Annotated in this window: 10 protein-coding genes; 9 read left to right on the plus strand and 1 reads right to left on the minus strand. The window is 63.8% G+C overall.

Features of this window, described 5'->3' with window-relative positions; genetic code table 11:
- On the plus strand, positions 1-1,008 hold the full coding sequence (locus RMP10_RS19350; protein ID WP_310571738.1) for a dipeptide epimerase: 1,008 nt from the start codon (positions 1-3) through the stop codon (positions 1,006-1,008).
- Between the two features lies 1 nt (position 1,009).
- On the opposite strand, the gene solA is transcribed toward RMP10_RS19350, so the two are convergent.
- Positions 1,010-2,146 (minus strand): N-methyl-L-tryptophan oxidase, encoded by a 1,137-nt coding sequence (gene solA / locus RMP10_RS19355; RefSeq protein WP_310571739.1) that lies wholly within the window; start codon positions 2,144-2,146, stop codon positions 1,010-1,012.
- 242 nt (positions 2,147-2,388) lie between these two features.
- Between solA and RMP10_RS19360 the strand changes: the two genes are divergently transcribed.
- The 8 genes from RMP10_RS19360 (at position 2,389) to RMP10_RS19395 (ending at position 12,980) form a co-directional block, all read left to right on the plus strand.
- Positions 2,389-5,424, plus strand: coding sequence for a SusC/RagA family TonB-linked outer membrane protein (locus tag RMP10_RS19360; protein ID WP_310571740.1), 3,036 nt, complete (start codon positions 2,389-2,391; stop codon positions 5,422-5,424).
- A gap of 13 nt (positions 5,425-5,437) precedes the next feature.
- The gene (locus RMP10_RS19365) at positions 5,438-6,691 is read left to right on the plus strand and encodes a hypothetical protein (RefSeq protein ID WP_310571741.1); all 1,254 of its coding nucleotides are present in this window, start codon (positions 5,438-5,440) and stop codon (positions 6,689-6,691) included.
- Between the two features lie 354 nt (positions 6,692-7,045).
- Positions 7,046-8,023, plus strand: coding sequence for a phytoene/squalene synthase family protein (locus tag RMP10_RS19370; RefSeq protein WP_310571742.1), 978 nt, complete (start codon positions 7,046-7,048; stop codon positions 8,021-8,023).
- A 12-nt stretch (positions 8,024-8,035) separates the two neighbouring features.
- On the plus strand, positions 8,036-9,001 hold the full coding sequence (locus RMP10_RS19375; RefSeq protein ID WP_310571743.1) for a carotenoid biosynthesis protein: 966 nt from the start codon (positions 8,036-8,038) through the stop codon (positions 8,999-9,001).
- A gap of 58 nt (positions 9,002-9,059) precedes the next feature.
- Entirely contained in the window at positions 9,060-9,362 is a 303-nt protein-coding gene (locus RMP10_RS19380) for a hypothetical protein (protein WP_310571744.1), read from the plus strand.
- A 47-nt stretch (positions 9,363-9,409) separates the two neighbouring features.
- Complete coding sequence (locus RMP10_RS19385; RefSeq protein WP_310571745.1) at positions 9,410-10,921, plus strand: phytoene desaturase; 1,512 nt, start codon at positions 9,410-9,412, stop codon at positions 10,919-10,921.
- A 143-nt stretch (positions 10,922-11,064) separates the two neighbouring features.
- A complete protein-coding gene (gene tig, locus RMP10_RS19390) occupies positions 11,065-12,309 on the plus strand; it encodes a trigger factor (RefSeq protein WP_310571746.1) in 1,245 nt (414 codons plus the stop codon).
- 56 nt (positions 12,310-12,365) lie between these two features.
- Positions 12,366-12,980 carry an ATP-dependent Clp protease proteolytic subunit gene (locus RMP10_RS19395; RefSeq protein WP_171223885.1) on the plus strand — a complete coding sequence of 205 codons (615 nt, stop codon included), beginning with the start codon at positions 12,366-12,368 and terminating at the stop codon, positions 12,978-12,980.
- Positions 12,981-13,147: the final 167 nt, after the last annotated feature.

Genomic DNA, 13,147 nt, shown 5'->3' on the forward strand with positions numbered 1-13,147 from the left:
ATGATCACCGGCGCTGTTGCCATCGAGCAGTGGGACTTGGTGGAGCCCTTCGAAATCGCGCGTGGTGTGATGACGGCGATTCCCTTGGTCATGCTCACGCTCACCGATAGCGCGGGCAACGTGGGCCGAGCGGAGGCGGCGGGCGTCGACTACGACGGCGAAACGCCGGAGATGCTGCAGGCGCAGGTCGAGTACGTGCTGCCGCTGGTCGTGGCGGCCGCACCGGGCGACACGGTGAATGACGCGACGCTGCAAGCCGTGCAGGAGTTGCTCCCCTCGGGGGGCGCGCGCAACGCCATCGACTGCGCGCTCTGGGATCTGCGCGCCAAGCAGTCGGGCATCCCCGCCTGGCGACAGGCGAATCTCCCGCCTTTGCTTCCGCTCACCACCGTGTTCACGCTCGGACTCGGCAGCGAATCTGATACGCGTCGTAAAGCGCGGGCGGCGCGGGGCTATCCGTTGCTCAAGATCAAGTGCGACGCCGATCGTCACATCGACGTCGTACGATGGGTGCGCGAAGAACATCCCACCGCGCGCATCGCCGTCGACGCCAATCAATCCTGGACCCGTGAGCTGCTCGAACGCGTCCTGCCGCCGTTGGCCGCACTCGGCGTCGAGATGGTCGAGCAACCGGTGAAGCGATTCGAGGACGCGCAGCTCGACGGGCTGCAGTCACCACTGCCTCTGGCCGCCGACGAGTCGTGTGTCGATCGCGAATCTTTGGCCGCGCTGTTCGGGCGATATCAGTTCATCAACATCAAGCTCGACAAGTGCGGCGGTCTCACCGAAGCGCTGAAGATGTCGACTGAGGCACTCGCGCACGGACTGCAACTCATGGTGGGCAACATGTGCGGCACGTCGTTGGGGATGGCACCGGGCTTTCTCGTGGGGCAGCGCTGCGGCTACGTCGACCTGGATGGCCCGCTGCTGCAATCGCGCGATCGCGACCATGCCATCGTGTTCACTGACGGCGTGATGCAGCCGCCCCTGCCTGCGCTTTGGGGCTAATTCAGGGCACCGCAAACCGCCCGAGACCGATCAATGCGATGTCGTGCGACGTGGTACCGTGCTGGACGAGATCGGCGCAAATCTCGCCGATCACACTGCAAAATTTGAAGCCGTGCCCCGAACAGGGTGACACCAGTAGGACTTCCGGCGCGTCCGGGGCGCGATCGATGATGAAGTGCTCGTCGGGCGTGTTCGTGAAGAGGCACACGGCCGACGACCGCATCGCACCGTTGGCTGCGGGAAAATAGCGGGACACGGCGTCACGCAGTGCCGTTTCGTCACGGGCATGACAGACGCGGTCTACGGTATCCGGATGCACGCGCTCGTGGAGATGGTGATAGCGCCCAATCTTGAAGCCGGGCACGCCGTATTCGGGGAAGCCGTAGTAGATGCCCTCGTCGGCTTCGAGCACGAAGACCGGAAACGCCGACGGCGCGAAGCGGGCGCGGTCGGCGATGTCGAACCAGCCGAGCACCTGGCGTTCGGGTACGAGCAGCGAGCGTAGTGCGGGAGCTAGCTCCGGCATCCATGGTCCGGCGGTCAGAACGAGTTGGGCGGCCTCGTACTCCCCGCGATCGGTGCGTACGCGCACGGTCCCGCCGCTGGCCGTGTAGTCGCGCACGCGCTCCCGCGCGCGAACGTCGGCGCCCAGCGATCGAGCGCGGTCGACGTAGGCCTGAATACAGCGCTCCGGGGTGAGAAATCCGGCGTCGGGCTGATACACGGCCATCGCGTTTGCCGCCGGCTGCCATCCCGGAAAGCGCGACGCCAGCGCCGACGCGTCGAGCACCTCATGCGGCAAGGCGTGTTCGCGGCAGCTGCGGAGCGATCCCTCGAACACCTGACTGCCGGCATATCCCACGTCGAGCCCGCCGGTGACATGCAGCAGTGGCTCGTCAAGGCCGCGCTCGAGTTCGCGCCAGAGGGTAAACGCGCGGCGCAGCAACGGCACGTATGATGGATCCTCGAAGTACGCCAGGCGGATAATGCGGGTGAGCCCGTGCGACGAGCCGAACCCATGCCCGAGGTCGTGCTGTTCAAGGGCCAGCACACGCAGACCACGGAAAGCAAGGTGATACGCCGCGGCGCTGCCCATACCGCCAACGCCGGCGACGATCACGTCGAAATCACGAATCACTAATGCTGACCTCGGCTATACGAAGCAAACGATACGTCCCTGCATCTCGTCCCCGCATACGTGGACAAAACTTAACACTTCGGGTCCAAGCGCACGGAAACTGCTCCGAAAAGTATTATTCGTCCCCCGCCGGGGTGGTAAATCCCTCAAAGCTGAGAGAGATTCACCACGTCACGTTACCGCAAAGTGACATTGGCGCAGGTACCCGCGTCAGCATATCCCTATTTTTGGAAGGAGTCTTGATGTTTCACCGAGCGATCATTCGTCGCTTGGCGGTCATCGCCGCCGTTCTGCTGGTCGCCCTCCCGTCGCGTGCGCTGTTCGCACAGACCGGAACGATCAGCGGCAAGGTGACTGATGCCGCCACCGCGCAACCCATTGCCGACGCTCGCGTCGTCATTGCGGGAACCACGTTCGAGGCGCAGACCAACAAGGACGGCGACTACCGCCTCACCAACGTGAAGCCCGGCCGTACGGGCGTTTCCGTGTTCCGCCTGGGCTACAAAGCGTCGCGCGACAGCGTGATGGTGGTGGCGGGCCAGACCGCCACGCTGAACGTCAAGATGGCGCAGTCGGTCATCAACCTGTCCGAAGTCGTCGTGACGGGCACGGCGGGTAACCGAGAACGCAAGGCGCAGGCTGCGCTCGTGGCCTCCGTCTCGGCCGCCGACATCATCAAGGACGCGCCGATCACCAGCGTGGCCAATCTGCTGCAGTCGCGCGTGCCCGGTGTCGCGCTGAGTTCGCAGTCCGGCACCAAGGGTACGGCCACGCAGATCCGCATCCGCGGCGCGTCGTCGATCAACTTGTCGAACCAGCCGCTGCTGTTCATCGACGGCGTTCGGATCAATGAGGGCCAGATCGGCTCGGGACAGTCCGGTCAGCAGTTTGACCGCATGAACGACCTGAACCCGGAAGAGATCGAGAGCATCGAAGTGGTGAAGGGACCGGCCGCCGCGACGCTGTACGGCGCCGATGCTTCCGCCGGCGTAATCCAGATCATCACCAAGAAGGGTCGCGCGGGCTCCAATAGCTTCCAGCAGAGCCTGCGCTTGGAGACGGGTTCGTCTGATGCGCGCTACACGCCGCCCGCCAACTACGGTGCGTGTACGGCCGCCCTTATTCTCTCGACGAGCACCAACCCGCTCTGCCGCGGCAAGAACGTTGGCGATCTCGTCAACGACAACCCGTTGGCCCGCGTCGGTGGCTTCCAGACGGGTACCGCACGCGTGTTCAACTACAGCGCGCGTGGCGGTGGCCAGAATTACGGATACAACTTGTCGTATGGTTCGGACAACTCGGAAGGCACGTTGCCGAACAATAAGTACAATCGATACAACGTCCGCACGAACGTGAACTACGTCGCCAACTCGAAGCTCAACTTCGACATCGGACTGGGTCTCGTGCAGAGCAAGATTGACCTCCCCGACAACGACAACAACATCTTCGGTTGGTTGGGCGGCGGTCTCCTGGGCAGCCCCCTGACGCGCAATGACTCGCCGACGGGTCAGCTCACCCAGGACGGCTGGTACAGCAACCGCCACTACAACGCGATCAACGCGATCGAGCGCAGCCTGCTCACCAAGCGCGTGACCACGTCGATCACGGCCAACTACGCGCCGACCACCTGGTTCACCAATCGTGTCACGGGCGGCCTGGATTACGCGTCCGACAACCAGCGCAGCTTCTTTCCCAAGAACGACAGCCTTTGGTACGGCGGTCTGACCGACGGCGGAAGCAATGCCTCCACCTCTCGCGGCGCCGAACGCTATACGTTCGACTACCTCGGTAACATGAAGAAGCAGCTCGGCTCGGATTGGGAAACCAACCTGTCGTTCGGCCTTCAGGTGATCTCCACTCGCAACACGCTGCTCACGGCGACCGGCATCGGCTTCGTGACGAATGCGAACAACTCTGTTGGGTCGGCGGCGACCACCACCGGTGGTGGCGGCTTCACCGAACAGCGTCAGTTCGGCTACCTCTCGCAGCTGCAGATCGGCAACCAGAACAAGCGCTTCCTACAGGTCGGTGTCCGCGTCGACAAGAACTCGTCGTTCGGTACCACCGCCCCGGCGTTCGTCCTGCCCAAGATCGGTGGTAGCTGGGCGATTTCCGAAGAAAACTTCTTCGAGCCGCTTTCGGGCATCTTCAACACGATGCGTCTCCGCGCCGCCTACGGCACCACGGGTCGCTCGCCCAACCCGGGCGACGCACTCACCACGCTGTCCGCCGCGTCGTACAACATTTCTGGCTCCACGAGCGCGGGCGCCATTCCGGGCAACCCCGGCAATGCCGACCTCAAACCGGAGCGTGGCAGCGAGTTCGAAGCTGGTCTGGACGCTGGGTTTTTCGACAACCGCGTGTCGGCCGAGCTCACGTACTTCAAGAAGCAGACGAAAGACTTGATCATCGCGCGTCCGATTCCGCCGTCGCTGGGTTTCTCGTCGAACCCGCTGGCGAACATCGGCTCGGTGGAGAACAGCGGACTTGAGCTCGCCCTGAACATCAGTGCACTCAATACGCAGAACGTGCGCTGGGATATCCGCGCTGGTGCCAACACGCTCCACAACGAACTGACCAGCCTCGGCGACGGCGCCAATAGGGTGCTCCCGTTCAACCTTGGCGGCGCGGGCCGGACGATTGTCGGCCAGCAGCTCGGTGTGTTCGTGTCCAAGAAGATCGAATCGGTTGACCTGGCCACTGGCAAAGTCATTGTCAGCGATACGCTGGCCCCGATGGGTAACCTATTCCCGACGTTGGAGTGGAACCTTTCGAACACCGTCACGCTGTTTAAGAACTTGCGTGTGTCGGCGCTGCTCGACGCGAAGCGTGACTTCCTCGTGCAGAACTTCACGGCCTTCTTCCGGGAAACGCAGTTGGTTCGTTCCAACTTGCGTCTCGATCCGACGGCGTTGTCGCCTGAGGAGCGCCTGCGTCGCTACGGCAATCCGACCTCCGGTCAGCCGGCGTTCGTGACCAACAAGGGCAACAACGCCACCGTGAACGACGTCATCGACTCCTACCTCGAGAAGGGCGACTTCATTCGCCTGCGCGAAGTGTCCGCCACCTACACGCTGCCCTCGGCGCTGATGAAGCGGATTGGCAACCGCGTGCAGAGCGCGTCGCTGACGTTCGCCGTGCAGAACGTGAAGTTGTGGAGCGACTACTCTGGAGCTGACCCGGAGATCAACGCGCAGACCAACGCGTTCTCGCGTCAGGACTTCCTGACGACGCCGAATCCGCGGAACACGGTCCTGCGTTTCAACCTCACCTTCTAACCGCGACTTGCTCATGAAGAAGATCCAACGCGCGGTTTCGCGCACAGTAGTCGGATCAGCGCTGGTGCTTGGCGCTGCCGCCTGCTCCGACCAGTTCCTGACGGTCACCAACCCCAACGTCATCGACGCGGCGACGGTCGATCCCGCATCGGGGTCGGCGACGCTCGCGCTGTCCGCTCAGCAGAACTTCGCCACCGCGTATGGCTGGCTGGCGATGTACGGCGGCTGGTTCACGGGGGAAGTGAACGTCTCCGACACCTTCCCCACGCGCAACGAGTTCGGTTTCCGGACCATCTCCGACCTGAACGGCTCCCTCAACACGGACGTGTGGGCGCCGATTTCGCTAGCGATCGCGTCAGCGAAGACGGTCCTTGACCTCGATCTGCCCACGCCGACAACCAACATCAACCTCGCACGTGCGGCCACGTTCCGCGGTTTTGCGATCCTGCAGATGGCGAGTGATTTCTGCACCGGGACGCTGTCCTCGGGCGCGGAGCTGACCACGACGCAGCTACTCGATTCGGCCTCGTTCTGGCTCACGCGTGGCGTTGATGTGGGCAAGGCCAACGCATCGGCCGACGGCATTGCGCTGTCGAACGCGGCGCTCGTTGGCCGTGCCCGCGCCAAGCTGCAGAAGGGGGACAACGCCGGCGCTGCCGCCGACGCCGCTCTGGTGCCGTCGGGCTTCGAGTACAACATGCGTTATACGGACGACGCCAACAGCCGTACGCGCCTGTCGAACCGGCTATACCAGTTCAGCTTCGATCGCGGCTCGATCAGCGTGGCTCCGTGGTATCGCCAGAATGACCCGCGCGTGCCGAGTAGGGCGCCGGGCAGCGGAACCGCTGGCCCGCAGGACGCCGTTCCGGGCGGGTTCTACCAGCAGGCGAAGTTCACGGGGTATGCGTCGAACATTCGCCTCGCTTCGAAGCTGGAAGCCGATTACATCGCGGCCGAGGCGTCAGCCAATGTCGCGACGCAGCTGGCGCTGATCGCGGCCCGTCGTTCGGCTAACGGCCTCGCGGCTTATGCCGGGGCTACGGATGCCGCGAGCGTCAAGACCGAACTGTACAACCAGCGAGCGATGGAGTTCTTCCTGGAAGGGAAGCGCGTGGCCGACTTCCGGCGCTCGCCCGCGTCGGTCGTCAGCATCACCGCTGCGGGTCAGCCGTATTTCAAGCCGGGCTACGCCAACACGGGTACCCAGACCTGCTATCCGTTGCCGCGCGCCGAGCGCGACAACAACCCGAATACGGCCGGCAAGTAAAGCATCCCGTCGGATACTAGTATAAAAAACGGGCGCCGGGGAACTCCTCGGCGCCCGCTTTTTTCAACGCGCAAAACCGTCAAGCACACTTGACACTCGTGCTGTAAAGAATGGTTGACAGTTGCGTGAATCAGTCGCACCTTATGTTCAGTAGACCCATCGGTACAACAACATCTGCCACGTGGCAGCAAGCGCAGGAACCTGTCATCGTTTTCTGCGTTCAGCAGGCGAGGGTGTTGTGCTCCCGTTGTCCGAACCGCGGCTGAAGTCATCCCGCCTGACCACCGTTTTGATGAGTTTCCGTCCCGGCATGAGTCTTTCAACGCAGCCGATGCTGCCCAGGGTAGCATGATCGTGAACGCGTCTCTGGACGACGCGTCCGAATGCGCCCGCATCACGATGGTGCATGCGCGTACCTTCTCGCTGGCGAGCAAACTGCTCCCGGCATCGAAGCGGCGTGCGGCCTACGCGCTGTACGCGTTCTGCCGGATCGCCGACGACCTCGTCGATCAGGCCGACCACGATAACGTGTCTGAGCTGGCCTTCCAGCTTGACGCCTACCGAAACGACCTGCAGGCCGCCCTCGACGGGCGCCCCAGCGGGCCAGTGTTCCGTGAGGTGGCGTGGGTGGCCCGGGAATACGCGGTGTCACCCGCCCCGCTGTTCGAATTGCTCGACGGCGTGCGACGCGACCTCGAGGCGCATACCTACGCCACCTGGCCGGAGCTCGAGCAGTATTGCGAAGGCGTCGCCAGCTCCGTGGGCGAGATGTGCACCTACGTGTTCGGCGTTCCCGCCGGCCCGACGATGCTCACCCAGGCCATCCAGTACGCCCGGACGCTCGGCACCGCCATGCAGCTCACCAACATCCTTCGTGATGTCGGGGAAGACGCCCAGCGCGGCCGCTGCTACCTCCCGGCGGAGGACATGGCGCGGTTCGGACTGACGCCGCAGGATGTGCTCACGCGGGGCCCGGAGCTGGCGCGCCATGCTGGCTGGGCGCCGCTCATGGCGTATGAAGTGAGCCGAGCCCGGGCGCTGTACGTGGCCGCCTTGCCGGGCATCGCGCTGCTTGATGGCGACGCCCAGCGCTGCGCGGCGGCCTGCGCCAATGGCTACGCGGGTATCCTCACGGCCATCGAAGCGCAGCATTATGACACGATTTCGACCCGCGCGCGCATAGGTCGTCTCGCGCGCGTCGGCATCCTCTGGAATGCCTGGCGTTATCGTGCGCCGGCGCCTGATCTCTCCGCCTTGGGGCACGGTCCGCGGATCGTGTGGGAACCCAACGCCGTGGCTTCCAACGCCGATTCCCTGATCCGACTGGCCTGAGGGGCTCCTCGTATGACCGCTTCCACCGACCTTCGGGATAGCCTGCGGGACAGCTCACCGTCCACGCTACTCAAAATTGCCGGCCTCACCCTCCTCGGGCACGCGTTCTTCAGCGCGTTCTCGGCCTTCGCGTTCGCGACGTTTCTCGTGCCGCCCTATCCGGAGTGGCTGCAGACCGCGCAGAATCAGAAGGTGATGGCCGTGGGCTTCGCCTACGGTGGTGCCACCACCGTCACGCTCGGCGCCGTCGCCGGTCTGGCCTTTCTCGCCCACTGCATTGGCAGTCGGCGGGCGTTGCTCGTGTTCGTCGTGTCGTTCTGCCTGGCTTTCATCTCGGAATACGCCGGTACCGTCACCGACTATCCGTTCGGCGCCTACGAATACACGAGCCAGCTGGGCTACAAGATGTTCGGCCGGGTGCCGTTCAACATCCCGACCTCGTGGTTCTACATGTTGGTGGCGTCGCTGGCCATCTGCGGCCGCTTCCTGCCGGCCAAGGACGACAACGTGTCGAAGTGGTACTGGGCGCTCATGGGTGGGCTGGTGCTCACCGCGTGGGACGTGTCCATGGACCCGGCGATGGTGAAGACGAACCACTGGTTCTGGCAGATGGGTAGCCTCGCCGACCGCTCGGCCTTCGAGCAGCTCATCGGAAAGCCCATCTTTTTCGGTATGCCGCTCACCAACTGGCTGGGCTGGCTGTTCACCGGCATCATCGTGGCGCGCGTGATGCTCGCCATCGTGCCACCCACCGTGTGGGCTGCTAAGGTATCGCCTCATCGCCTGCCGATCACGCTGTACGCGTTGAATGGGTTGCTGCCGCTGGCGATCTGTTTCCGTCAGGATATGGTGCTGGCCGGCGTGCTGGGCACGATCGCCATGGCGATTCCGCTTTGGGCCGCCCTCCGGAACGAGCCGCGGCTCATCGGCAATGCCGGCGCGGCGCCCGTTGGTCGCGTCGCGGTCTCGGGCCGCTGATGCCGCCATTGCTCCGCTGGCGTGCGGGCACCGACAGCACGGCCAATGCGTTAACCTCATGAATGGCGTGATGGACCGACTCATCCCGATCTTCGATTCCGACGCGCTGCCGATCGGCATTCTGGTCCTGATCGTGATCGAGGCGGCGGTGCTGTATGTGTGGCAGCGACGGAATCCATCGTCGCCGCTCGGCTCGCCGAACACCGCCCGCATCGTGTCGTTTCTCGGCGCCGGTGGGTCGCTGGTGGCGGCAATGATTTTTCATCGTCGCCCGGAACCGTCTCCCGAGGGCTTTGCGCTGGCCATGCTGGCGGCGCTCGTGATTCATCTCTGGCATATTACCGTGCTTCTGCGCCGCTGAGCATCGCGGCGGAGCGGCGCTCCCCGCTTTCTTCAGCACCTCGGTTCATGCGCATTGTTGTCATCGGCAGCGGCTTTGGCGGACTCGCCGCAGCCATTCGCCTGCAGGCACAGGGCCACGACATCACGATTGTCGAGAAGCTCGACAAAGCCGGTGGCCGCGGGTACGTGTTCGAACAGGATGGCTTTACGTTCGACGCTGGCCCGACCATCATCACCGCGCCGTGGCTCATAGACGAGCTGTTCGCGCTGACGGGCAAGAAGACCGAAGACTACATCACACTCAAGCTCCTCGACCCGTTCTACAATATCCGGTTCGAGGACGGCTCGGTCTTTCACTACAACGGCGACCGCGACGACATCGTGCGTCAGGTGGGTGAGTTCAACCCCGACGACGTTGCTGGGTACATGAAGTTCCGCGAGAAAGCGTGGGAGATCTTCAACGTCGGGATGCCGCTGATCGACAAGCCGTTTCTCACGGCGGGCTCGATGATCAAGATGCTCCCCGACCTGATCCGCACCCGATCCGATGTGTCGGTGGCGGACCTCGCCGATAAGTACCTCAAGGATGAACGCCTACGGCAGGTGTTCTCCTTCCATCCGCTGCTGGTGGGTGGCAATCCGTACAAGACGTCGTCGATGTACGCGCTGATCCACAAGCTGGAGCAGCAGTGGGGCGTGCTGTTCGCGATGGGCGGCACGGGCGCGCTGGTGCGGGCGCTGGTTCAGGCGTTCGAAGATTTGGGCGGCACGATTCGTTTCGAAAGTGAAGTGAAGGAGATCACGGTCGACTCGGCGCGTCGCCGGACCACCGGCGTGAAGCTCGTGAGCGGTGAGGCGGTGAAGGCCGACGCCGTGGTGTGCAACGGCGACGTGGCGCAGGCCTATCGCACGCTGCTACCGCCTGAAGCCCGGCCGTCCATGAGCAATGCGAAGGTGGAGCGCATGCGCTTCTCCATGTCACTGTTCGTCATCTACTTCGGCACCGACAAGCAGTACGAGAACATCGCGCACCATGAGATCATCATGGGCCCGCGCTACAAGGCGCTGCTGGAAGACATCTTCGAGAAGAAGATTCTCTCCGACGATTTCTCGTTGTACCTGCACCGCCCCACCGCCACCGATCCTTCGCTGGCGCCGCCGGGACACGACTGCTGGTACGTGCTCTCGCCGGTACCCCATCTGGGCGGCGACGTGGACTGGGCAGCCGTGGGCGACCGCTACCGCGACCGGATTATGGGCTACCTCGAGGAGCGCTATATGCCCAACCTCAGCCAGCACATCGTCACCGAGCGCCGAATCGACCCGCGCTACTTCGAGAAGACGCTGAACAGCTATCTCGGGAGCGCCTTCGGCCCCGAGCCGGTGCTCACCCAGTCGGCGTACCTGCGCCCGCACAACGTCAGCAAGGACATTCCGAACCTGTATTTCTGTGGCGCCGGCACGCATCCGGGCGCGGGACTTCCCGGCGTGATCTCCAGCGGCAAGATCGTCGCGGAGCTCATCGGCGGGGCACCGGCCCGGGCCGCCGCTCCGGCCCCCGAGCTGTCCCTACGCTGAAGGTTCCCGGCCGAAAAGCATGAGGCGGCTGTTTCACCGCTGGCCGTCTCCCCCGATCGCAGGGCGGCTGTTCGGAGTTTTCCCGACGGCGGCCCTGTTTTCGCAGTTCACCCCGACTCCCTGCCTCACTTAGATTCCGCCAAATGACCATCACCATTACCCCGACCGAGAGCGCGGGAGTCTCGCGCCGGATGCAGATCTCGGTGCCGGCTGACACCGTCGCGTCCTACGAAGAAAAGGCGGCGCGCAAGTACGCGACGCAGGCCCGTATTCCCGGCTTCCGCCCCGGCAAGGCTCCGGCCGCGATGGTGCGCAAGCGCTACGCCGCTGAAGTCCGTCAGGAAGCGATCGAGCTCGCGATGAACGACGCGTTCCGCGAAGCGGTCGAGCGTGAAGGGCTGAAGCTCGCCGCGCAGCCACATGTGCACGATCTCAAGGCCGAACCGGGCCAGCCGCTCGAGTTCGAGTTGCATTGCGAAGTGCGCCCCGAACTCGCGCTCGAGAAGCTCGAAGGCTTCACGGTGGCCCGTCGCGACTCGGTCGTGACCGACGACCTGATCGAAGAGCAGATCGAGAAGATCCGCGAGCAGAAGGCGGATTGGGCGCCGGTCGAAGACAAGCCGGCCCCCGGTGACATGGTCACCGTAATGCTCTCCACGGCCGACGCCGATGGCTCCCTGCCTGAAGGCAAGGAGTACCGTCTCGTGCTCGGCGGCGGACAGGCCATCGCCGGCATCGAAGAGCTCATCATGGAAACGGTGCCTGGGGGCACCACCGAGCGTCAGGTGCGTTGGCCCGAAGACTTCCCCGACGAATCGCAGCGTGGCGCCACGAAGCTCGTGCGCGTCGTGCTCACCGACGTGAAGCGCAAGTCGCTCCCGGCGCTCGACGACGCGTTTGCGCGCGAGATTGGCGACTTCGATACCGTGCAGATCCTTCGCGACGCCGTGCGTGCCGACATGGGCGAGCACTCGAAGCGTGAAGCCGATGCCGAAGTGCGTGGACAGATCATCGACCAGATCGTCGAGGCCAACCCGTTCGACGTGCCGAAGGCGTGGGTGATGCAGCTGGTCGACGGCTACATGCAGATGTACGGCGTGCCTGAGGCCGAGAAGCAGCGCTTCACGCAGGAATTCATTCCGATGGCCGAGCGTCAGGTGCGTCGCGATCTGATCATCGACACGATCGCCGAGCGTGAGTCGCTCACCGCGAGTGCGTCGGCGGTGGATGCCCGCATCGAGGAGCTCGCGAAGGCCCGGAACGTGGATCCAGGCCAAGTGTACGCGCAGCTGCAGAAGTCGGGTCGTTTGCAGGAGATCGAGCGTGAGCTCACCGAAGACCGCGTCTTCGGCTGGCTGCTCGAGAAGAATCCGGTCACGACGGCGTAATCACACGATCCCCGTTCGATACACCGTCCGACCAACCGTTTCAGGAGAGTCGTAGCATGGCATCGATTTACATGCCGTACATCATCGAGCGCTCAAGCCGTGGCGAGCGCACGTATGACATCTTCTCGCGCCTCTTGATGGACCGCATCGTGTTCCTGGGGTCGCCGATCAACGACGACGTCGCGAACATCATCATCGCGCAGATGCTGTTCCTCGAGGCCGATAACCCCGAGAAGCCGATCCACCTCTACATCAACTCGCCGGGCGGCAGCGTGTCTGCCGGTCTGGCGATGTACGACACCATGCAGTTCATCAAGGCACCGGTGCACACCACGTGCATGGGGATGGCCGCCAGCATGGGCGCGTTCCTGCTTTGCGCCGGCGCCGCCGGTCATCGCAGCGCGCTGCCGCACTCGCGCATCATGATCCACCAGCCGTCGCAAAATGGTGGCGGTGGCTCGGCGTCGGATATCGAAATCCAAGCGCGCGAGATTCTGTATCTCCGCTCGAAGATGAACGAGCTCATGGCCAAGCACTCCGGCAAGCCGGTCGAGCAGGTCGAGCGCGATACCGATCGTGACCGTTTCATGAGCGCCGAAGACGCCAAGGTGTATGGCCTGGTCGACAACGTGATTCAGCATCAGGCGGAACTGGTTGCGGTAGCGAAGTAACGGAGAACTGAAAGCTCCCGAGTAAGCAGGGGGGAGGGTATCAGGTAGGAGGGAGCAGGAACCGCGTGCGGTTCACCTGCTTCGTCCTCCAAGTTCAAGGGGTCAGAGTCGGGGGGCGGCGGGGGGGGAAGAAGCAGGACCCCAGAAAACAAAAAACCCCCCCCCCC

It is taken from the genome of Gemmatimonas sp., from assembly GCF_031426495.1.
In the GTDB taxonomy this organism is placed as follows: Bacteria; Gemmatimonadota; Gemmatimonadetes; order Gemmatimonadales; family Gemmatimonadaceae; genus Gemmatimonas.